Source organism: Streptomyces sp. NPDC090994 (assembly GCF_044768905.1).
GTDB lineage: Bacteria > Actinomycetota > Actinomycetes > Streptomycetales > Streptomycetaceae > Streptomyces.
This window is the reverse complement of the sequence record NZ_JBIVWS010000042.1, coordinates 1-19134: the sequence shown is the minus strand read 5'-3', so window position 1 is coordinate 19134 and position 19134 is coordinate 1. Positions and strand designations below refer to the sequence as shown.

Annotated in this window: 20 protein-coding genes, 1 tRNA gene and 1 pseudogene; 10 read left to right on the top strand and 12 right to left on the bottom strand. The window is 74.0% G+C overall.

Annotated elements, in window-relative coordinates; translation table 11 throughout:
- Positions 1-25: 25 nt before the first annotated feature.
- Together ACIQR3_RS37605 and ACIQR3_RS37600 are read left to right on the top strand one after the other, a co-directional pair.
- A complete protein-coding gene (locus ACIQR3_RS37605; RefSeq protein ID WP_403545999.1) occupies positions 26-1168 on the top strand; it encodes a sensor histidine kinase in 1143 nt (380 codons plus the stop codon).
- Positions 1159-1803 (top strand): response regulator, encoded by a 645-nt coding sequence (locus ACIQR3_RS37600; RefSeq protein WP_403545998.1) that lies wholly within the window; start codon positions 1159-1161, stop codon positions 1801-1803. Before ACIQR3_RS37605 ends, ACIQR3_RS37600 begins: the two co-directional genes overlap by 10 nt.
- A gap of 179 nt (positions 1804-1982) precedes the next feature.
- On the opposite strand, the gene ACIQR3_RS37595 is transcribed toward ACIQR3_RS37600, so the two are convergent.
- The 3 genes from ACIQR3_RS37595 to ACIQR3_RS37585 form a co-directional block, all read right to left on the bottom strand.
- Positions 1983-2210, bottom strand: coding sequence for a zinc ribbon domain-containing protein (locus tag ACIQR3_RS37595; protein ID WP_403545996.1), 228 nt, complete (start codon positions 2208-2210; stop codon positions 1983-1985).
- Positions 2211-2520: 310 nt separating this feature from the next.
- Positions 2521-3981 (bottom strand): hypothetical protein, encoded by a 1461-nt coding sequence (locus ACIQR3_RS37590; RefSeq protein ID WP_403545994.1) that lies wholly within the window; start codon positions 3979-3981, stop codon positions 2521-2523.
- 71 nt (positions 3982-4052) lie between these two features.
- Positions 4053-4820, bottom strand: a complete 768-nt coding sequence (locus ACIQR3_RS37585; RefSeq protein WP_403545992.1) for a DUF4097 family beta strand repeat-containing protein — start codon at positions 4818-4820, stop codon at positions 4053-4055.
- A gap of 222 nt (positions 4821-5042) precedes the next feature.
- Between ACIQR3_RS37585 and ACIQR3_RS37580 the strand changes: the two genes are divergently transcribed.
- Positions 5043-5117 (top strand) — tRNA-Val (locus tag ACIQR3_RS37580).
- Between the two features lie 117 nt (positions 5118-5234).
- Here ACIQR3_RS37580 and ACIQR3_RS37575 read toward each other — a convergent pair.
- A complete protein-coding gene (locus tag ACIQR3_RS37575; protein WP_403545990.1) occupies positions 5235-5579 on the bottom strand; it encodes a hypothetical protein in 345 nt (114 codons plus the stop codon).
- Between the two features lie 91 nt (positions 5580-5670).
- On the opposite strand from ACIQR3_RS37575, the gene ACIQR3_RS37570 reads away from it, so the two are divergent.
- Complete coding sequence (locus ACIQR3_RS37570) at positions 5671-5904, top strand: DUF2277 domain-containing protein (RefSeq protein WP_403545988.1); 234 nt, start codon at positions 5671-5673, stop codon at positions 5902-5904.
- Positions 5905-5929: 25 nt separating this feature from the next.
- Here ACIQR3_RS37570 and ACIQR3_RS37565 read toward each other — a convergent pair whose 3' ends face one another.
- A complete protein-coding gene (locus ACIQR3_RS37565) occupies positions 5930-6553 on the bottom strand; it encodes a DedA family protein (protein ID WP_403546012.1) in 624 nt (207 codons plus the stop codon).
- Positions 6554-6828: 275 nt separating this feature from the next.
- On the opposite strand from ACIQR3_RS37565, the gene ACIQR3_RS37560 reads away from it, so the two are divergent.
- Positions 6829-7362: a superoxide dismutase family protein gene (locus ACIQR3_RS37560; RefSeq protein ID WP_403545986.1), complete on the top strand. Its 534-nt coding sequence runs from the start codon at positions 6829-6831 to the stop codon at positions 7360-7362.
- A gap of 84 nt (positions 7363-7446) precedes the next feature.
- Here ACIQR3_RS37560 and ACIQR3_RS37555 read toward each other — a convergent pair whose 3' ends face one another.
- From ACIQR3_RS37555 to ACIQR3_RS37545, 3 genes are all read right to left on the bottom strand, one after another.
- Positions 7447-7908 carry a DoxX family protein gene (locus ACIQR3_RS37555; protein WP_403545984.1) on the bottom strand — a complete coding sequence of 154 codons (462 nt, stop codon included), beginning with the start codon at positions 7906-7908 and terminating at the stop codon, positions 7447-7449.
- A gap of 131 nt (positions 7909-8039) precedes the next feature.
- Entirely contained in the window at positions 8040-9686 is a 1647-nt protein-coding gene (locus tag ACIQR3_RS37550; RefSeq protein WP_403545982.1) for an alkaline phosphatase D family protein, read from the bottom strand.
- Positions 9687-9865: 179 nt separating this feature from the next.
- Complete coding sequence (locus ACIQR3_RS37545; RefSeq protein WP_215171808.1) at positions 9866-10510, bottom strand: HNH endonuclease family protein; 645 nt, start codon at positions 10508-10510, stop codon at positions 9866-9868.
- A gap of 420 nt (positions 10511-10930) precedes the next feature.
- Between ACIQR3_RS37545 and ACIQR3_RS37540 the strand changes: the two genes are divergently transcribed.
- Positions 10931-11512, top strand: a complete 582-nt coding sequence (locus ACIQR3_RS37540) for a TMEM165/GDT1 family protein (RefSeq protein ID WP_215171806.1) — start codon at positions 10931-10933, stop codon at positions 11510-11512.
- Between the two features lie 293 nt (positions 11513-11805).
- The gene (locus ACIQR3_RS37535) at positions 11806-12465 is read left to right on the top strand and encodes an HAD family hydrolase (protein WP_403545980.1); all 660 of its coding nucleotides are present in this window, start codon (positions 11806-11808) and stop codon (positions 12463-12465) included.
- 44 nt (positions 12466-12509) lie between these two features.
- Here ACIQR3_RS37535 and ACIQR3_RS37530 read toward each other — a convergent pair whose 3' ends face one another.
- Positions 12510-13820, bottom strand: coding sequence for a peptidoglycan-binding protein (locus tag ACIQR3_RS37530; RefSeq protein ID WP_403545978.1), 1311 nt, complete (start codon positions 13818-13820; stop codon positions 12510-12512).
- Positions 13821-14150: 330 nt separating this feature from the next.
- Between ACIQR3_RS37530 and ACIQR3_RS37525 the strand changes: the two genes are divergently transcribed.
- Positions 14151-16202 carry an MDR family MFS transporter gene (locus tag ACIQR3_RS37525; RefSeq protein WP_403545976.1) on the top strand — a complete coding sequence of 684 codons (2052 nt, stop codon included), beginning with the start codon at positions 14151-14153 and terminating at the stop codon, positions 16200-16202.
- Here the strand turns inward: ACIQR3_RS37525 and ACIQR3_RS37520 are convergent.
- Positions 16186-16373 (bottom strand): annotated as a pseudogene (locus ACIQR3_RS37520) (hypothetical protein); the annotation flags it as partial. The gene ACIQR3_RS37525 and the pseudogene ACIQR3_RS37520 overlap by 17 nt on opposite strands.
- A gap of 158 nt (positions 16374-16531) precedes the next feature.
- Between ACIQR3_RS37520 and ACIQR3_RS37515 the strand changes: the two are divergent.
- Complete coding sequence (locus ACIQR3_RS37515; protein WP_403545975.1) at positions 16532-17173, top strand: hypothetical protein; 642 nt, start codon at positions 16532-16534, stop codon at positions 17171-17173.
- A gap of 5 nt (positions 17174-17178) precedes the next feature.
- Positions 17179-17742 carry a hypothetical protein gene (locus tag ACIQR3_RS37510; RefSeq protein WP_403545974.1) on the top strand — a complete coding sequence of 188 codons (564 nt, stop codon included), beginning with the start codon at positions 17179-17181 and terminating at the stop codon, positions 17740-17742.
- A 43-nt stretch (positions 17743-17785) separates the two neighbouring features.
- Here the strand turns inward: ACIQR3_RS37510 and ACIQR3_RS37505 are convergent, their stop codons facing one another.
- Together ACIQR3_RS37505 and ACIQR3_RS37500 are read right to left on the bottom strand one after the other, a co-directional pair.
- Positions 17786-18196: a DUF1992 domain-containing protein gene (locus tag ACIQR3_RS37505; protein ID WP_403545972.1), complete on the bottom strand. Its 411-nt coding sequence runs from the start codon at positions 18194-18196 to the stop codon at positions 17786-17788.
- A gap of 64 nt (positions 18197-18260) precedes the next feature.
- Positions 18261-18941 carry an O-methyltransferase gene (locus ACIQR3_RS37500; RefSeq protein WP_403545970.1) on the bottom strand — a complete coding sequence of 227 codons (681 nt, stop codon included), beginning with the start codon at positions 18939-18941 and terminating at the stop codon, positions 18261-18263.
- Positions 18942-19134 lie beyond the last annotated feature (193 nt).

Below are 19134 nucleotides of genomic sequence, written 5' to 3'. Positions count from 1 at the left end.
CCCGCCCACGACTAGCCTCACGATCATGCGAGACATGGCGCGACGCGGAGTGCGGTGCGGGGTGGGCCTGATCACGGGAGCCGCCGCGGCCGTCGTCGAGCTGCTCTTCACCGTTGTGGCCGGTGCGGCCCTGCTGCCGGTGGCGGCCTGGCCGGCCGGGCGCCGTGCCGCCCTCCGACCGGTCCTCACGTGCGCGCGGAGACTGGCGGAGTGGGAGCGGACCCGGCTGCGGACCTGGCTCGGCATCCGCGTCCCGCCCGCGTACGAGGACATGCGGGCCCTGCGGTACGTGTCCTGCCGGTGGACGCTGGGAGCCCTGGGCGGGGTGGTGATGCTGTCGGCGGCGGCGGGCCTCGGGTACGGCATGTTCTGGGCGTACGGCTGGCTGTGGCTGGACGGCATACGCGACCCCGGCTCGGTCGTCCTCAGCAGCTTCGGCGGCTTCTTCCTGCTGTTCCTCGCCGTCCAGGGGATATTCGGCGTCGCCGGGCTGGAGGGCCGGCTGGCCCGGCGCTTCTACGGTCCCCGCCACCAGGAGGAGCTGGAGCAGCGCATCGCCGAGCTGTCCGCGAGCCGCGCCGCCGTGGTCGACGCGGTGCACGACGAACGCCGCCGCATCGAACGCGACCTGCACGACGGGGTGCAGCAGCGGCTCGTCGCCCTCGGGATGCTGCTCGGCCGCGCCCGGCGCAGCCAGGACGCCGAGCACAGGGACCACCTGCTGGGCCAGGCCCACCAGGAGAGCAGACAGGCCCTGGAGGAACTGCGCGAGGTGGCGTGGCGGATCTATCCGACCACGCTGGACGAGGCCGGCCTGCGGGCGGCGTTGGAGACGGTGGCCGAGCGGGCGTCCGTGCCCGTGCGGGTGGAGTACGGCCTGGTGGAGGAACCGGAGCGGGCGCTCGCTACCGTCGCGTACTTCGTGGTGTGCGAGGCGGTCACCAACGCGGTCAAGCACGCGGCACCGACGCGGATAACCGTCGTGGTCGCGGAAGAGGAGGGGATGGTGCACGTGGAGGTCCGGGACGACGGCTGCGGCGGGGCGAACGCCACGGGCAGCGGACTGTTCGGGCTCGCCCGGCGGGTCGCCGCTCTCGACGGCAGCCTGAGCGTGGTCAGCCCGCCGGGCGGCCCCACGCTGGTGGCGGCGGAGCTGCCATGCGGGTGATGCTCGCCGAGGACTCGACCCTGCTGCGGGAGGGCCTGGTGCGCCTGCTGGCGGAGGAGGGGCACGAGGTCGTCGCGGCTGTCGGCAACGCGGAGGCGCTGCTGGCGGCGGTCGCCGAGGACCCGCCGGACGTGGTGGTCGCCGACGTCCGGATGCCCCCGACCCATACGGACGAGGGGCTGCGCGCGGCCCTGGAGATCCGGGAGCGCCGGCCGGCCGTCGGGGTCCTGGTGCTCTCGCAGTACGTGGAGAAGCGGTACGCGACGGAGTTGCTCACCGGTGACTCGGAAGGGGTGGGATATCTGCTCAAGGACCGGGTGGTCCAGGTCGACGAGTTCCTCGACGCGCTGGAGAGGGTGGCCGCCGGCCGGGCCGCCTTCGACCCCGAGGTCGTCCGGCAGTTGCTGGGCCGCACGACACACACCGACCCGCTGGCCCGGCTCACGGCACGGGAGCGGGCGGTACTGGCCGAGATGGCGCAGGGACACACCAACGCGGCGATCGCCCGGCGACTGCACATCTCGTTGAGCGGAGTGGAGAAGCACATCAACGCCATCTTCGACAAGCTCGAACTGACGGGAGGTGAGGGCTATTCGCGCAGAGTTCTGGCGGTACTGCGGTACCTGGGGAGCTGAGGCGCCGGCCGGGCACGGCATCAGGTGCGCGCCGGCCGCGACAGTCGTTCTCGCCGGGCCGGGTACGGGCGACAGGGCCGAGGCGGGGGCGGAGGCCTGCGGCGGACGCCCGCCGGTCGGCGGCGGACGCGGGCTGCGGGCCGAAGAAGCGGCAGTGCTCGCAGGGTTCGCGGACTGCGTCAGCCGCAGCAGCCCCCTCCGCAGCAACCGCCACCGCCACCACCTCCGCCGGACCCGGATGCCGGAGCCGGAGCGGAGGAGGAACCGCCGACCGCGACCGTCGACAGCAGCTTCACCGTGTCGTCGTGGCCCGCCGGGCAGGCTGCGGGAGCGGAGGACTCGGCCATGGGACGGCTCAGTTCGAACGTGTCGCCGCAGCTGCGGCAGCGGTACTCGTATCGAGGCATGAGCACAGGTTAACCGGCGTCCACGGTGCCACGGCAGAAGTACAGCGGAGTACAGCAGGAGTACGGCAGGAGCGGGCCAGGACGACGTAGGGACCAGACCAGAGCACGGTCCGGACCAAGCCAGAACACGTCAGAGCCTTCGTCAGCACCACGTCAGGGCTCCCGGCCTCAGACCGGCCGGCGGACCACGTCGCGGACTCGGAGCCCGGCGCGGCACGTCACAGTCCTGGTGCCCGGCCCGGCAGTCCTGGTGCCCGGCCCGGCAGTCCTGGTGCCCGGCCCGGCAGTCCTGGTGCCCGGCCCGGCAGTCCTAGTGCCCGGCCCCGCGTTCCTCCCGTATCCGGCCGACCACGTGGGCGACCGTGCGGCGGACCGCGTCCGTCTCGGTGAGGAAGTGCCAGTAGTCGGGGTGCCTGCCCTCCAGGGTGCCGATCGCGCGTTCCAGCCGGGCCACGGCGTCGTCCAGTGGGCGTGCGTCCCGGGGGTCGGGGGTGGTGCGGCCGGCCATGGCCAGCCGCTGGGCGTCGCGGATGGCGAACCGGGTCCGTTCGATCTCGTCCCGGGGGTCCTTCTGCACGGCGTTGAGCAGGCGGAGCCGGTCGCCGGCGGCGGACACGGCCTCGTCGGTCTCGTTCAGCAGGGCCCGTACCGTCGACAGCAGTGCGGTGGCGTCGGGCCAGCGTTGTTCGTCGCGGGCGGACCGGGCCTCGGCCAGCTTCCGTTCGGCCTGCCGGACGGTCTCGCGGGCCTGGTCGGGTACGTGCTGGAGGTCCTGCCAGCAGGCGGCGGTGAAGCGTCGCCGCAGTTCGCTGAGGACGGGTTCGACCTGTTCGGCGCGGGTGGTGAGGGCCTGGGCGCGGGTGCGCAGGGAGACCAGCCGTTTGTCGGTCTCGGCGGCCCGTTCGGGCAGCCGTTCGGCCTCGGCCCGGACCGTCTCGGCCTCGCGGGTGACGCGTTCGGCGCGCTCCAGGGTCTGGGGCACACCGTGCCGGCCGGCACCCTGGTTGAGCTTGGTCAGCTCCGGGGCGAGGGCGGCGAGCCGGGCGGCGAGGTCGTCCGCGGTCAGCCCTGAGCCGCGTACGGCGTCCAGGGCGTCGGAGGCGGCCAGCAGGGACTGCCGGGCCCGCTCCACGGCGGGGGCGAGCCGGGCCAGCTGGGTCTCGGCCTTGCCGAGCAGTGGGCCGAGGCCCTCGGCGAAGCGGTCCAGGTCCTGCTTGACCCGGCCCAGTTCCTCCTTGGCGGCGGTCAGTTCGGCGCGGGCGCGGGCGGCGGCCGAGGCCTCCAGGTCGTCCCGGTCGAGGTCGTGGGCGTCGACGGCGCCGATGTACTGCCGGCTGGCCTCGTCGATGCGCCGGCCGAGGGCCTCGAAGCCGTCGACCGCGCGCCGGGCGGCGGGGGAGTCGTCGACGGCGGTGATCGTCTCGATGGAGATCCGCAGGTCACGCTGGGCGGTGTCCAGCTCGTAGAACGCGGCGGCGGCCTCGTCCTTGGCGGTCTGGGCTTCTGCCCGCTGGTTCTCGGCCCGCCCGCCGAACCAGCGCCGGGTGCCGCCGCCGGCGAACGCGCCGGCCAGCACCGGCACGGCGAGCAGCGGCAGCCCCAGCAGGACGAGCGTGTCACGCAGGACGAGCGTGTCACGCAGGACGAGCGTGCCACGCGGGGCGCCGGGACCGCGGGGGTGCGAGCGGGGCCGGCGGTGCGGAAGGAGCCGTGGACGTGGCGCGCAGGGCACCATCGGCGGCGTATACGGCTGCGATGGTGTCGCCGTCACATCCCTCTCCCGTGTCGTCCGCCCTGCCCGGGTTCATTGTCCCACCCGTTGAGGACGAACACACGGGCCGGTCAGTTCGCGGCGCGGACCGTGACTTTGCCGTCGGCGGTACGGGCGTTCACCACATGGGCGCTGGAGTCGTCGCGGGGCACGGACACGTCCACGGAGCCGTCGTCGGTCTCCGCCGTCACCTCGTAGGTGGCCCGGGGCAGCCCGACGGTGACCGAGCCGTCGTCGCTGCGGGCGTCGACCAGGTGGGGCACGGCACCGAGTTCGAGGCGCACCGAGCCGTCCTTGGTCTGTGCCGTCACCCGTCGCGAGGAGACCTCCGCGCGGACCGAACCGTCGTCGCTGCGCAGGTCGAGCGGGCCGGTGGAGTCGGTGACGTGGACGGAGCCGTCCTGGGTGCGGATGTCCAGCGCGTCCCGGAATCCCCGCGCCCGTACGCTGCCGTCGTCGTCCTCGACCTTGACGGCCACGCCCCGGGGCACCTCGATGCGGTGCCTGGCCGCGCAGTCGGCGATGAAGCCGGTGCAGTCCGTCCGCAGCACCAGGCGGTCGCCGTCCATCGTCCAGGTCACCTTGGGTTCCTTCCCGACGGTCACCGATCCCGTGAACCACCGGGTGACGCCGACGCGGCCCGCCTCGTTGCCCTCCGCGGCGACGATCTCCAGGGCGGAGTCGTCGGAGTCGACGGTGAGCGTGCGGCCCTGGAGGGCGAAGGACCGCTGGTCGGGGTCCTTGTCCTCGTCGGGCGAGGCGCAGGCCGCGAGCCCCGCGACGGCGAGGACGACGGCCCCGGCGGCGGCGAGCGCGCGGGCGGGAACGGTACGGGACATGACGGTCTCCCCCTGGGACGGACGGTGAGCCTGTGCGCCGGGTGCCTCCGGGGGAGGCGCGGTGCGGCGAGGCTCTACGACCGTAGGTTTCCGGGGCGTGCCCCCGCGATCCAGGACGCTCCCGTATCGATGGTGGGGTTAACCCCCGGCAGGGGGAGGGAGGGACCGGCGGTAGGGGTTTGCGAGGCGGTGGTCCGGGCAATGTAGGCTGTCGACTCGTCTGGGTGCGTAGCTCAGGGGTAGAGCGCCTGCCTTACAAGCAGGATGTCGGCGGTTCGAAACCGTCCGCGCCCACCAGGACCGGTGCCGGGCACCGGTGTCAGAGGCCCTCGGAGATCTTCCGGGGGCCTCTCGCGTGCCGTGCGCGCCGTCCGTCGTCGGCAGTCCCTCGCACACCGTCCTCGGACGGACCCTTCACGCCTCGTCCTCCGGCGGGGTCTCGTGGGCGTGCTTGAGGCGGGAGCGGGCCGCGACCTGGTCGGAGCCGGTGAACTGGGCCCAGTAGCGGTGGGTGGTGACGAACACCGCCAGTTCCCGCTCGCGTCGGCGCAGCTTCTCCACCTCGGCCTGTTCGTCCTCGGACCAGCCGGGGGAGGCCGGGCGCTCCACCTTGCGCCAGCCGTTGTCGTCGCTGAAGCCGTCCACCGGTTCCACGGACCAGGGAAGCCGTTTCAACAGGGCCGACAGGTCGGCCCTGACCTGATGGAGTTCCTCCTGGCCGGCGAGGAGGTCACTCGGAAAGTCATAGGTCGTAGCCACGCCGCAATAATACTCCTGTTCGATTTTGGGTCGCGCGTTCTTCCTGGCGGTTCACGCGGACGAGTGCGCGAGCGCGGGAGAGACTGGAGGCATGTGCCGCAGTATCAAGACGCTACGACCGCCCGTGCTGGCCGAGCAGGCCACCGACGACGAGATCCGGGCCGCCGCCCTCCAGTACGTGCGCAAGGTGTCCGGGTTCCGGGCGCCGGCCGCGCACAACGAGGAGGTGTTCGACCGCGCCGTGGACGCGGTCGCCGAGGCGACGGCCGACCTGCTGGCCGGCCTGGAGGTACGGGGAGGGGCTCAGCCGCGCCGGGCGGGCTGAGGCCGGCCGCTCGCCCCCACGGAGGTCACGGCGCCGACGAGGACTCCGTCGCCCGCGGCGGGCGCCGCACCAGCAGGGCCGCCCCCGCCCCCGCCCCGAACAGGGCGACGAGGGAGACCCCCGTCGCCAGCCACGTCGCGCCCAGCCACTGGCCGCCGAAGTAGCCCAGGGCCACGCTGTAGGCGGCCCAGGACAGCCCGGCCAGGGCGGACCAGGGCAGGAACTCCCGCACCCGGCGGTGGGCGGCGCCGGCGCCGAGGGAGACGATCGAACGCCCGGCCGGGGCGAACCGGGCCAGCACCACCAGCGCGCCGCCGCCGCGGGCCAGCGCGGCGCCGAGACGTTCCTGCGCCTTGGTCAGCCGGCGGGAACGGGCGATCGCGCGGTCCAGCCGCGGCCCGCCGCGCCGGGCGAGGCGGTAGGCGACCAGGTCACCGAGGACGGACGCGGTGGTGGCGCAGAGGGTCAGGAGCAGGATGTCGGGCACGTCGTGCGGGACCTGGCCGGTGGCGGCGCCCGAACCGGCCGCCGCCGCGGTGGCCGCCGCGATCACCAGTACGCCGCTCGGCAGCACGGGCAGGAACACGTCCAGGAGTACGGAGAGCGCCACGAAGGCGTAGATCCAAGGGCTGCTGACCAGCGAACCCATACTTCCGAACACCGTGACTCCCCATGGCTCCCCCGTGGGCCTGACCAGCCGCGCCGCGCGGGACGGCAGGGGAGGCCGATGACAGCCACACAGCGTACGCCTGGGGTACGGCAGCGGGTTCACAGGGGCTCGCGCGCCCGACACCGCGGGTTCACCCGGCTGCCGCCTCCCGGGGGCGGCCGGTGCCGGTGTCCCGTAGCAACGACGGTGGGGCGAGGCGCCGGGGGACTCCTCGCCTCTCCCGGACATCCCGAACCCGACGAACGGAACACATCATGGTGGCAGGAATATGCGCGGGCGCCGTCGCCGCGGCCGTACTGGCGACCGGCGCCCCCGGCGGGGCGGACGGCCTCTCGCTGCGCACGGACGCCCGGTTCGCGCCGCCCGGCGACGGCGCCTCGCGGAAGGCACTGACGTACGACCGGGACCTGGTCCCGCCCGGCTCCTGGATCGAGGTGCGCCAGGACACCGAGCGCGGCGGCGCGACCACCGTACGGCTGCGGGTGCGCGGTCTGGACCCGGGGCACGTGTACGGCGCCCATGTGCACCAGAAGCCGTGCGGCGCCGACCCGGCCGCGGCGGGCGGGCACTACCAGCACCGGCCGTCCACCGACCCGGCCCACGCCAACCCCGAGAACGAGGTGTGGCTCGACTTCACCGCCGACGCGTACGGCAAGGGCTGGGCCCTCACCCGCCACGCCTGGGGGTTCCGGCCGGGTGAGGCGTCGTCCGTGGTGATCCACGACCGGCCGGGCAACTCCGGCGCCCGTGTCGCCTGCTTCACGGTGCCGTTCCGGCCCACCGGCTGACCGGCAGCGCCGCCCCGCCCCGCAAAAGGGAACGGTGCCCTCCGCATGCGGCGGACGGCACCGTTCCCGGTCGGCGGGCCCGGATCAGACCGACACCGGCGTCTGCCGCTCGGCCGTCCGCGCCGGCTCCTCACCGGTGGTGCGCCGGGTCAGCAGCCGGTCCAGGCCGAAGGCACCGGAGCCGGTGAAGACCAGCAGCAGGAAGGCCCAGCAGAACATCGCGGAGGCCTCACCGCCGTTCTCCATCGGCCACAGGGCGCCGGGCTGGTGCATCTTGAAGTACGCGTAGGCCATCGAGCCCGAGGAGACGAACGCGGCCGCGCGGGTGCCCAGGCCGAGCAGGACCAGCGCGCCGCCGACGAGCTGGATCACGGCGGCGTACCAGTTGGGCCAGGTGCCGGCCTCGACGGTGCCGCCCTCGGTGCCCGCGGCGCCGCCGAGGACCCCGAAGAGGGAGGCGGCGCCGTGGCAGGCGAAGAGCAGGCCGACGACGATGCGGAACAGGCCGAGGGCGTACGGCTGGGCGCTGTTGAGGCGTCCGGTCATGTGGGGGGCACTCCTTCGGTGGGACCGGTCCTGAGGGGCCGGTCACTTCGGGGGACGGAAGTGCCTCCACGTTAGGCAGACCTAACAAGTGCTTGCAATCTCAACATCCAGTCATGCCGACATTGACAGCATCACGACAGCTTCGCCTCCGTGATCGTTCGCAGCGCCGCCTGCCCGTCCGGCCCCGCCGCCGACGCCTTCTCCAGCCGCAGCCGGGCCGACCGCCCGCGCAGGGTCAGCGTCATCAGCTGGTTGCCGAACCAGGGGCCGCCGTCCCGGCGCCAGCGCACCGCCGGCCGGGACAGGCGCCCGTGCCGGGCGAACAGCCGGCCCAGCGCCCGGGCCGGCGCGCTCCAGCCGAAGCGGAAGCCGAGGCGGATGGAGAGCGGCACGGAGTTGTGCACCGGCGAACAGGTCAGCTGGACCACCCGGGCCGAGGGACCGTCCTCCGGCCTGACCCAGGTCGGCTCGGCGATGTACGCGTGGTGCACGTCCCCCGACAGCACGCACACCGTCGCCGGGGCCTCGGCTCCCGAGCCCGCCTCCGCTATCACCGCCGCCAGCGCGTCGAAGGAGGACGGGAAGGCCGCCCAGTGCTCCAGGTCGGCCGCGCGCCGCACCTTCTCCCCGAGCCGCGCCCAGCGCGCGCCCCGTTCGCCCCGGCACAGCGCCGCGTTCCACCCCTCCACGTCGTGCACCAGGTGCGGGAGCAGCCAGGGCAGCGAGGTGCCCAGGAGGAGATGGTCGTAGGAGCCCCGGTCGTCCAGGGCCTGGGCGCGCAGCCACGCGGCCTCCCCGGCGTCGAGCATGGAACGCCGCTGCTCGTCGAGGACCCGGGCCGCGCGGCTGTCCACCATCAGCAGCCGTACCCGGCCGAAGTCGCGCCGGTAGCTCCAGCGGACGGAGGCCGCGTCGGCGTCGGCCCCGGCGGCGAAGGCGCGCAGCGCGTCGGTGCCGTCGGCGCCCTCCCGTACGGCGGCGTAGACGGGGTCGGCGGCCAGTTCGGCCGGGGACAGGTTCCCGAGGTGCTGGTGGACCCAGTACGACATCAGGCCGCTCAGCAGCCGCTCGCGCCACCAGGGGGTGGCCCGCATGTCGGCGAGCCAGGCGGCGGAGGTGTTCCAGTCGTCGATGACGTCGTGGTCGTCGAAGATCATGCAGCTGGGCACGGTGGACAGCAGCCAGCGCACCTCCGGGTCGAGCCAGGACTCGTAGTAGAGGTGGGTGTACTCCTCGTAGTCCGCGACCTCGGCGCCCGGCGGCTCGGAGAGGTCGCGGCGGCCGGCGAGCCAGCGGCGGGTGGCGTCGGAGACCTCGTCGGCGTACACCTGGTCACCCAGGAGCAGCAGGACGTCGGGCCGCTCGCCCTCGGGGTCGGCCGCGATCCGGGCGGAGAGCGTGTCCAGGGCGTCCGGGCCCACCGGGTCCTGCTCCCCGGCGGCCGGCGCGGCCCAGCGGCAGGAACCGAAGGCGACCCGCACCGTCTCCTCGTCCCGCGCGGGCGTGCGGATCACGGAGGGCGGGAACGGGGAGTCCGGCAGCGGCCACGCGCGCGTGCCGTCCAGGAACACCTCGTACGGCGTCGCCGTGCCCGGGGTCAGGCCGCTCACCTCGACGAGGGCGTAGTGGTGGCCCGCCACCTGGAAGGTGCGGGCCGTGCCGCCGGCGCCGTCGGCGCAGCGCACCTCGGCCTCGCACGGGCCGTCCGCCTCGACCCACACGGTCGCGGACGGGCCGTCGGCGTACCTCAGCAGCGGTCCCAGGCGCAGATCGCCCATGGTGTCAGTCCCCTCTCCGTCGCCCCGTACGGGCCGTACGGTACGGAACGACGGAGGCCGGCGGGGTGGTTCCGGGGGCAGACGGCGGGGCGTCGGTCCCCGATCGCCCGGTCAGCGGTGATCAGCGGGCGGTCAGTGGGCGGTCGCAGCGGGCGGTCGGCGGGTGCTGACCGCGGCGCTCAGCAGCCGGCGAGGCCGCTGGTCAGCGCCGACTTCTCGGCGGAGTCGACCGAGAGGCCGTAGTAGTACTTCACCTGCACCCAGGCGCGCAGGTAGGTGCAGTGGTAGGCGGTCCGGGAGGGCATCCAGGTGGCCGGGTCCTGGTCGCCCTTGGCCTGGTTGACGTTGTCGGTGACCGCGATGAGCTGGGGGCGGGTCAGGTCGTTGGCGAACGCCTGGCGCCGGGAGGTGGTCCAGCCGCTCGCGCCGGAGTCCCATGCCTCGGCCAGCGGCACGAGGTGGTCGATGTCGACGTCGGAGGCGGCGGTCCAGGTGGCGCCGTCGTAGACGGAGTACCAGGAGCCGCTGGTGGACGCGCAGGCGGAGTCGGTGACGACGTTGGAGCCGTCGCGCTTGAGGACGGTCTCGCGGGTGTTGCAGGTGCCGGACTGCGTGATCCAGTGCGGGAAGAGGTCGCGGTCGTAGCCGGTGCGGTTCTCGGTGGCCACGGTGAGGGAGGCCAGGTAGGTGCGGGCGGTGGAGGCGCTGACCGGGGTGGGGAGGGCGGCGGAGGCGTTCGGGCCGTTGAACAGCGCGACGGAGGCCATGACTCCGGTGAGCGCCGCGAGTATGCTCAGCCGTCGACGCGCGTAGAACTTCGACATGCGAACTCCCTTGAGTGGTGGGGGCGGTGAGCGCGAGCGAGGGAATGCTCGCGGCGCCGTGTTGCGGGGGGATGAGCGCCCGGTGAGAAGTTAATGACGCGTCCATGACAAAACAAGGGGCGGATCCGGCCTTCCGTGCCGGGAACCCCGGGTCCCGGCACCAGGTACGGGGCGTTCCGTCACGTACCATGGACGGCGCAGAAGGGGAGTAGCTCTTCGCCGGACCGTCGACATACTGCTCAGCACGCCTGAGCCGGCGCCCGGAGGCGGTACCCGCAGGGGACCCGCCAGCGAGACCTTCGGCAAGCAGTGCACGCCCGTGCCCCGTGGTCCGGGTGACGATGTGCTGCCGTGCCGAGGTGTCTTGCGCCCGCAGGATCAGCACTCTCGGTGGGGCGGCCCCGACCGATTGAGGACCTTTTGATCAGCTTCACCGTGACGGCGCTCGTCTTCGGCGTCGTCTTCCTCGCCGAACTGCCGGACAAGACCGCGCTCGCCGGCCTCGTCCTCGGCACCCGCTACCGCGCCTCCTACGTCTTCGCGGGCGTCGCCGCCGCGTTCCTGGTGCACGTCGCGCTCGCCGTCGCGGCGGGCAGTGTGCTGACCCTGCTGCCGCAGCAGATCGTGCACGCGATCACCGGTGTGCTGTTCCTGGGCGGCGCGGCCGTGCTGCTCTTCAAGAAGGACGAGGACGAGGAGGAGGTCCGCAAGCCGGAGAACCAGTCCTTCTGGAAGGTCGCCGGGGCGGGCTTCATGCTCATCCTGGTCGCCGAGTTCGGCGACCTCACGCAGATCATGACGGCCAACCTCGCCGCCCGCTACGACGACCCGGTCTCCGTCGGCCTGGGCGCGGTGCTGGCCCTGTGGGCGGTGGCCGGCCTCGGCATCGTCGGCGGGAAGGCGCTGATGAAGCGGGTCCCGCTGAAGCTGATCACGCAGATCGCGGCGCTGCTGATGCTGGGCCTCGGCGTGTGGAGCCTGTGGGAGGCGGTGGCGGGCTGACCTGCGGCTGCCGGCTGCCGGCTGCCGGCAGCCCCGCCTGTGCCCCGGGCCTGCCCTGGCCGCCACTTGGCCTCTACGGGGCCTCTACGGGGCCTCTACAGGGCCTCTTCGGTCCCTCCCCGCACCCTCCCCGCACCCTCCGCGCCCTGAACGGCGGATGAACGATGTCCGCTGCCGCTGGCGCGACCCCCGGCGCGTTTTGTACCGTGGTGGAACAAAGTGGCTCCCGCCCGTTCTCCCTGACCGGCGGGCGGGGCCGCCTTGTGTACTTCCCCACGCCCTGGAGTCTGCCGATGACGGCCACCACCGTGCTCACCGCCCGCGCCCTGCTGCTGGACATGGACGGCACCCTCGTCAACTCCGACGCCTCCGTCGAGCGTGTCTGGCGGCGCTGGGCCGACCGCAACGGACTCGACGGCGACGAGGTCATGAAGGTCGTCCACGGCCGCCAGGGCTACGCCTCGATGGCGCTGCTGCTGCCCGACCGGCCCATGGAGCAGAACCACGCCGACAACGCGCGCATGCTGGCCGAGGAGACCGCCGACACCGACGGCGTCGTCCCGATCCCGGGGGCGCCCGAGTTCCTCGCCGCCCTGCGCGGCCTGCCGCACGCCCTCGTCACCTCCGCCGACGTGGCGCTCTCCACCGCCCGCATGGGCGCCGCCGGGCTGGCCCTGCCCGACGTACGCGTCACCGCCGAGTCGGTCGGCGCCAGCAAGCCCGACCCCGAGGGCTTTCTCAAGGGCGCGGCCGAACTGGGCACGGCCCCCGCCGACTGCGTCGCCTTCGAGGACTCCGGCGCCGGCATCACCGCCGCGCGCGCCGCCGGCATGCGGGTCGTCGGCGTGGGCCCCCGGGCGGCCCTGCACGGACCCGACGCGCTGGTCCGCGACCTGACCGAGGTCCGGGTGGAGGCCGCGGCGGACGGCACGGTACGCCTGCACATCGGCTGACGCCCGCCGCGAAGCCCGTCAGGCACCTCGCGACGCCCTGACGGCTACGGCTCCTGAGTCTCCCGCTCCAGCTGCTCCCGGGTCTTCGGCCCGTACGTGCCCGTCTCCTCGGAGTCGATGCCACGGGTCCACTGGAAGCGGCTGACGGCCTCCTCGACCTGGCGGTCGTAGCTGCCGTCGATGTCGTTCATGTAGAGGTGCACCTGGCGCAGCCGCAGCTGGAGCTCGGTGACCTCCGGGCCGTCGTCGCCGGGCCGCAGCACCGTGGCCTCCCCGTCCTCCGTGTCGTCCTCCTCCGGCTGCGGCTCGGTCGCCGGGGCGCTGGTCTCCGAGGAGGTCGCCGACCGGCTCGGCTCGGTGGTGCGCGACGCCGAGGGCGAGGCGTCCGACGCCGACGGGGAGGCGGAGGAGGACGGGCTCGCGTCCTCGTCGCCGGACGCGGAGGAGGAGGGGGAGGCCGACGTGGGCTCGGACGACGCGGAGGCGTCGGCGGTGGCCTCCTGGTCCGAGGCCGGGTCGGTCGACTGGTCCGGCACGCCGACCCGCACCTCGTCCGCCGAGGCCCCGTTCCGCGTCGGTGACTCGTAGGAGAACAGGCCGCTCGCGTACCCGGCGGTGCCCAGCACCACGACGGCGACCACCGCGGCGCCGACCATCGCGGCCCGCCGGGGGCGGCGTTCAGCGGGGTCCGCGGGCGCGGGGGTGTGCGGTCCGGCGGGCTCGCCGTCCGTCGGTTCGAAGAGCCGCAGGTCGGTGGCGTTGGGTGCGTTCGGCGGGGGCGCCAGGGGAGTGGGGAGTACGGAGGTCACCGCCGCCGGGTCCGTGGTTCCCTGCGCGGGGGCGGCGCCGGGGGCGCGCAGCAGCATGGTGGTCTCGGCGGCGTCCGGCAGGGCCTCCTGCCCGGTGCCGGTGCCGGCGGCCCGCCCGGCAGGGTCGGCACTCCCCGCCGGACCGCCCGCTCCCGCAACGGCTCCGCCGGAACCCTCCGGCTTCTCCGGCTTCTCCGGCCCCTCTGGCCCCTCCGGCCTCTCCGGCCCGCCCGACCTTCCGGCCGTCGCCCCCGCACCGCCCGCCCCCGACCCCGCGTCCGCCTCGGCGTCCAGCTCGGCGTCCGCGTCCGCCCCGGCCCCCTCGGCGGTCTCCGTCTCCTCCAGCGCGACGTACGGCCGTATCCGCAGCGGGTTGAAGTCCTCCGCGGCGGCCGCCTCGGCCGTACGCGCCTCCAGCAGGGCGTCGGCCGCGCGCGGGCCGCACTCGCAGGAGGGCGTGTTGTCCGCCTGCCGGGGCGCCCCGCACTCGGGGCAGGCCGGGCCGGCGGCCTCCGGGACGCCCGGCCCTTCCGTCCCCGCAGGCACCTGTTCACGTCCCTGAACAGGGGGCTCTCCGGCCCCCTGCTGCCCCGCCCCGGCGGGCCCCACGGGCTTCTCCGGCCCCTCCGGCTGTCCCACGCGTCAGTCCCCTCCCCTTACGGCGCTCGCGTCCCCTCGCGAACTCCAGTGATTATGCAGATCTCAACCACCGTCGCACGCACGTGCCCCTCCGCGCCGCACCAACCGCCGCACGAACCGCGGCCCCCACCGCCCGGCACCGACCGACGGAATACCGGCATTCCGCACGACTGAACAGGCCATAACCGGTCACACCGAACAGGGCGGAAGGTGTGACCAAGTTTTCAGGAGGCCGCCATGACCGGGGACACCGGCAGCACACAGGGCGTGGCCCGCACCACCCCGCACGAGCAGGTCCCGAGCCGTGTCCTGGTCTCCATCGGGGCGCTGCTCCTCGGCATGCTGCTGGCCGCCCTCGACCAGACCATCGTCTCGACGGCGCTGCCCACCATCGTCAGCGACCTCGGCGGCATGGAGCACCTGTCGTGGGTCGTGACGGCGTACCTGCTGGCCGCCACCGCCGCGACGCCGCTGTGGGGCAAGCTCGGCGACCAGTACGGGCGCAAGCGGCTGTTCCAGACGGCGATCGTCCTCTTCCTGGCCGGTTCGGCACTGTGCGGGGTCGCGCAGAGCATGGGCGAGCTGATCGCCTTCCGGGCGGTGCAGGGACTGGGCGGCGGCGGGCTGATGGTGCTGTCGATGGCGATCGTCGGCGACCTGGTGCCACCGCGTGAACGGGGCCGCTACCAGGGCCTGTTCGGCGCGGTGTTCGGCGCCACCAGTGTGCTCGGCCCGCTGCTCGGCGGCGTCTTCACCGAGCACCTCAGCTGGCGCTGGGTCTTCTACATCAACCTGCCCGTCGGTGTGATCGCCCTCGCCGTGATCGCGACCGTCCTGCACATCCCGCGCCGCGCCGACCGCCACGCCATCGACTACCTCGGCACCTTCCTCATCGCCGCCGTCGCCACCTGCCTGGTCCTGGTCGCCTCCCTCGGCGGGACCACCTGGGCCTGGTCGTCGCCGCAGATCATCGGCCTGGCGGTACTGGGCGTCCTGCTGGCCGCGGCGTTCGTGGCCGCCGAACGCCGGGCCGCCGAACCGGTCCTGCCCCTCCGCCTCTTCCGCGTCCGCACCTTTGTGCTGTCGGCCGTGATCAGCCTGGTCGTCGGCTTCGCGCTGTTCGGCGCGATGACGTACCTGCCGACCTTCCTCCAGGTCGTGCAGGGCGTCAGCCCGACCATGTCCGGGGTGCACATGCTGCCGATGGTGATCGGCCTGCTGCTGGCGTCCACCGTCTCCGGCCAGATCGTCAGCCGCACCGGCCGCTGGAAGGTGTTCCCGATCGCCGGCACCGGCGTCACCGCCCTCGGCCTGCTCCTCCTCCACCAACTGGACGAGAACAGCCCCACCGCCGAGATGAGCGCCTTCTTCTTCGTCTTCGGAGCGGGCCTGGGCCTGGTGATGCAGATCCTCGTCCTCATCGTCCAGAACGCCGTCCCGTACGAGGATCTGGGCGTCGCCACCTCCGGTGCCACCTTCTTCCGCTCGATCGGCGCGGCCTTCGGCGTGTCCGTCTTCGGCACCGTCTTCGCGAGCCGTCTCGGCACCCACCTCACGGACGCCTTCCGCGGCGACCGGCTCCCGCCCGGCGTCTCCGCCGACACCCTGAAGTCCGACCCGCGCGGCATCGCCGCCCTGCCCCCGCCCCTGCGCCCGGACGCCGTGCACGCCTACGCCGTCTCCATCACCGACGTCTTCCTCTACGCCGCCCCGGTCGCCCTCCTCGGCTTCGTCCTCGCCTGGTTCCTGAAGGAGGACCGGCTGCGCGGCTCGGTCACCGCCCCCGACGGCGCGCAGACCTTCGCCAGCAACCCGGTCCAGCGCTCCTCCCACGACGAGGTGTGTCGCGCCCTGTCGGTCCTCGGCACCCGGGAGGGCCGCCGCACGGCCTATCGGAAGATCACCACCCGCGCCGGGTACGACCTGCTGCCCGCGACGAGCTGGCTGCTGCTGCGCATCCGGCGGTACGGCTGTGTGGAGCCGGGCCGGCTCGCCGAGGGCAGCGCCGTACCGCTGAACGTCGTCCTGGAGGCCGCCCGGCAGGCCGAGGTCCGGCACCTCGCCGTCCGCCGGGGGCTGGGCCTGATCCTGACCGACCACGGCCGCGAGGCGGCCGAACGGCTCGCGCACGCCCGCGAGGAGTCGCTGGCCGAACTCCTCGGCGACTGGTGGGGTCCCGACCGCCCGAGGGACCTGGTCCGCCTGGTCGAGGAGCTGAACGACGAGCTGTGCGGCGCGGAACGAGAACGCCCGCACGACGACGAACGCGTCCTCACCCGGTCGGGCTGACCCCTACCGCCCGGCCCGCCCGGCCCGCCCGCCCACCGAGCGGCTCGGCGAACCAGTGCTCCGCGCACGGGCTGCCGTTGTACGCCGCTGTCTCCCGGTAACCGATCCGCGCGTACAGCGCACGGGCCGCACCAGGTCCCCGCGCGTGTCCAGCACCTTCCGCCCCGCCCCGTCCCGCCCGCGCAGCTCCCGTACCAGCGGTCGCTGACCTCCGTGCGGTACGCCCGCCGTGCTCCGGCCGCCACCGTTTGACGGGCCCTCAGGGGGTACCCGAACCGCGAACCGGCCCGTACGGAAAGCCGGTTGGGCCGAGAACCTGGAAGGCATCCATGTCCACAGGCGTGATCATCGCTCTGATCGTGTTGGTGGCGGCCGTGATCGTCGCGGCCGTCCTGACCCTGCGCGCCCGGGGCTCCCGGCACGGCGGGAGCCTGAAGCGGCGCTTCGGACCCGAGTACGACCGGACCGTCGCCCGGCACGACGGCGACACGAAGGCGGCCGAACGCGAACTGGCCGAGCGCGTGGAGCGGCACGGCTCACTGCGCGCCAAGCCCCTGGAGCCGGCCGAACGGGACCGGTTCGAGGCGCGCTGGACGGCCGCGCAGGAGCGGTTCGTCGACTCCCCCCGCGAGGCGGTCGCCGAGGCCGACCGGCTGCTCTCCGAGCTGGCCGGCGCCCGCGGCTTCCCGGACGGCGGCCGGTACGAGGAACAGCTCGCCGCGCTGTCCGTGCACCACGCCCACCACGTCGACGGCTACCGGCGCGTGCACCACGCGGCCAACGGCGGCCAGGCGGACGACGGCACCGGCGCCGGCACCGAGCGGCTGCGGGAGGCCATGGTCGAGGCCCGCGCCCTGTTCGAGCGGCTGATCCGCACCGACCACGGCGACCACCGCGCCACCCGCACCCCGGCCCGCGAGCACCACCAGCCCTGGGCCGCCCTGAACCGCCGTCACCCGAAGGAGAGTTGAGCCACATGTCCGACGTGACCCGGCCGACCGGCGGCGCCCCCGCCGAGCACGGCCAGCACCCGACCGGTACCCCCGGCCGGCACCCGACCGAGACCCCCGGCCGGCAGGCTCCGGGCACCGGCCCGGCGCTCGACCCCGACGCCCCGCCCGGCGCCCCCGCGGACCACACGGCCGGCGCCCGCGCCGAGGCCACCCCGCGCCTGCGCACCGAAGGCACCCGACCCACCACCGGAACCCCCACCACCGGAACCCCCGCCACCGAAACCCCTGGTCCCGGCCGGGGCAAGCCCCTCCTCCCGCACGAGGAGTGCGACAAGCTGGAGCAGCGGCTGCACCACGCGGTCTCCGGATTCGTCGACGCCCCGCGCGCCGCGGTGGAGGAGGCCGACCGCGTCCTGGAGGAGATCGCCTCCCGCTTCGCCGACGCGGTGACGCGCCGCCGCCGCACCCTGCGCGCGTCCTGGCAGTCTGCCGACACCGAACGGCAGGCCACGGCCGCCGACACCGAACAGCTCCGCCTGGCCCTGCGGGACTACCGCGAGCTGTCGGAGAACCTCATGCGCCTGTAGGACGACAGGTCACGACAGGTCACGACAGGACACGGCAGGACGCCTACTGCCGCTCCGCCCGGCCCTCCCGCCACCGCCCTACGACCTCTTCGACGTCGTAGGGCTCGAGCCCCAGCGGGGGGCCGGGCGGCGGCTTGAGCAGCATCTCCCGGATCTTCCCGTTCAGCTCCTCGACCATCCGGCGCACGGCCCGCTCCGACGGAGCCTCCGCCACCGCCGTCAGCACGTCCTCCGCCTCCTTGCGCAGCGCCAGCGCCGGCGGCAGCACGGACACGCCCTCGCGGGCCAGCTTCCGCTTGATCCACCACAGTTCGTCGTACGCGGCACCGTCATCGCCAGGCAGCGGTTGCCCCGCGCCCTTCAGCCCGTCGAACGCGCCCCGTTCCTGCGCCTCACGAATCTGCTTGTCGACCCAGCTCTCGAAGTCGACGCCGGGTGGCTTCCGCTCGGTCATGCCCCCCATTGTGCCGGACACCACATACCGGGCGACGACCGAACCGAGCCGCGCAGCCGGGCCGTCAGCCCACCACGCGGGCCAGCGCGAACCCGTCCCACCCCTTGCCGCCGACCGTCTGGATCGCCGTACCGTCGAGCCTCGGGTGGCTGCCGATGAGTTCGACGGCGGCGCGGGTGCCGAGGACATCGGCGTCGGCGCTGGTCGCGTCCGCGACCCGCCCGCCCCGGACCACGTTGTCCACGACGATCAGACTGCCGGTCCGGGTCAGCCGCAGCGCCCACTCCAGGTAGCGGGCGTTGTTGGCCTTGTCGGCGTCGATGAAGACCAGGTCGAAGGGGGGCGGGTTCTCGTCGGCCAGCTCGGGCAGCGACTCCAGCGCGGCCCCGACCCGCACCTCGACGACGCCCTCCAGCCCCGCGCGGGCGATGTTGCGGACGGCGGTCTCGGCGTGCCGGGCGCTGTACTCCAGGCTGATCAGACGGCCGTCGGCGGGCAGGGCGCGGGCCAGCCAGATGGTGCTGTAGCCGCCGAGGGTGCCGATCTCCAGGATGCGGCGGGCGCCCTGGATGCGGGCGAGGAGGTGGAGCAGCTTGCCCTGGGGCGCGGTGACGTTGGCCTGCGGCAGCCGGGCGGACGCGCTGTCCCGCAGGGCGGCGTCGAGGGCGTCGTCGTTCCGGGCGAGGTGGGTGGTGAAGTAGTCGTCCACGTCGTCCCATGTGTGGGCTGTGTGGGCGTCGCTCATGCGTCCCTCCAGTGACCTGACCAGATGTGCTGACGGAGCGTAGCGGCATGGCGTTCGCCGTGTCAGGAGACGGGCGGGTGGTGGCTGACGCGGGGGTGGGTGACGCGACTCGCGCCGCCTGCGACCGCGCGGGGTCGTACCCGCACCCGCGTACGGCGGGAAGGGGACGGGGTGGGGGGTGTCCGCCCGCAGC

What these genes read in the sequence shown, in the direction of transcription:
- ACIQR3_RS37605 (WP_403545999.1), top strand. Translation starts at nt 26, where the DNA reads ATGCGAGACATGGCGCGACGCGGAGTGCGGTGCGGGGTGGGCCTGATC.
- ACIQR3_RS37600 (WP_403545998.1), top strand. Translation starts at nt 1,159, where the DNA reads ATGCGGGTGATGCTCGCCGAGGACTCGACCCTGCTGCGGGAGGGCCTG.
- ACIQR3_RS37595 (WP_403545996.1), bottom strand. Translation starts at nt 2,210, where the DNA reads ATGCCTCGATACGAGTACCGCTGCCGCAGCTGCGGCGACACGTTCGAA.
- ACIQR3_RS37585 (WP_403545992.1), bottom strand. Translation starts at nt 4,820, where the DNA reads ATGTCCCGTACCGTTCCCGCCCGCGCGCTCGCCGCCGCCGGGGCCGTC.
- ACIQR3_RS37570 (WP_403545988.1), top strand. Translation starts at nt 5,671, where the DNA reads ATGTGCCGCAGTATCAAGACGCTACGACCGCCCGTGCTGGCCGAGCAG.
- ACIQR3_RS37565 (WP_403546012.1), bottom strand. Translation starts at nt 6,553, where the DNA reads ATGGGTTCGCTGGTCAGCAGCCCTTGGATCTACGCCTTCGTGGCGCTC.
- ACIQR3_RS37560 (WP_403545986.1), top strand. Translation starts at nt 6,829, where the DNA reads ATGGTGGCAGGAATATGCGCGGGCGCCGTCGCCGCGGCCGTACTGGCG.
- ACIQR3_RS37555 (WP_403545984.1), bottom strand. Translation starts at nt 7,908, where the DNA reads ATGACCGGACGCCTCAACAGCGCCCAGCCGTACGCCCTCGGCCTGTTC.
- ACIQR3_RS37550 (WP_403545982.1), bottom strand. Translation starts at nt 9,686, where the DNA reads ATGGGCGATCTGCGCCTGGGACCGCTGCTGAGGTACGCCGACGGCCCG.
- ACIQR3_RS37545 (WP_215171808.1), bottom strand. Translation starts at nt 10,510, where the DNA reads ATGTCGAAGTTCTACGCGCGTCGACGGCTGAGCATACTCGCGGCGCTC.
- ACIQR3_RS37535 (WP_403545980.1), top strand. Translation starts at nt 11,806, where the DNA reads ATGACGGCCACCACCGTGCTCACCGCCCGCGCCCTGCTGCTGGACATG.
- ACIQR3_RS37525 (WP_403545976.1), top strand. Translation starts at nt 14,151, where the DNA reads ATGACCGGGGACACCGGCAGCACACAGGGCGTGGCCCGCACCACCCCG.
- ACIQR3_RS37515 (WP_403545975.1), top strand. Translation starts at nt 16,532, where the DNA reads ATGTCCACAGGCGTGATCATCGCTCTGATCGTGTTGGTGGCGGCCGTG.
- ACIQR3_RS37510 (WP_403545974.1), top strand. Translation starts at nt 17,179, where the DNA reads ATGTCCGACGTGACCCGGCCGACCGGCGGCGCCCCCGCCGAGCACGGC.
- ACIQR3_RS37505 (WP_403545972.1), bottom strand. Translation starts at nt 18,196, where the DNA reads ATGACCGAGCGGAAGCCACCCGGCGTCGACTTCGAGAGCTGGGTCGAC.
- ACIQR3_RS37500 (WP_403545970.1), bottom strand. Translation starts at nt 18,941, where the DNA reads ATGAGCGACGCCCACACAGCCCACACATGGGACGACGTGGACGACTAC.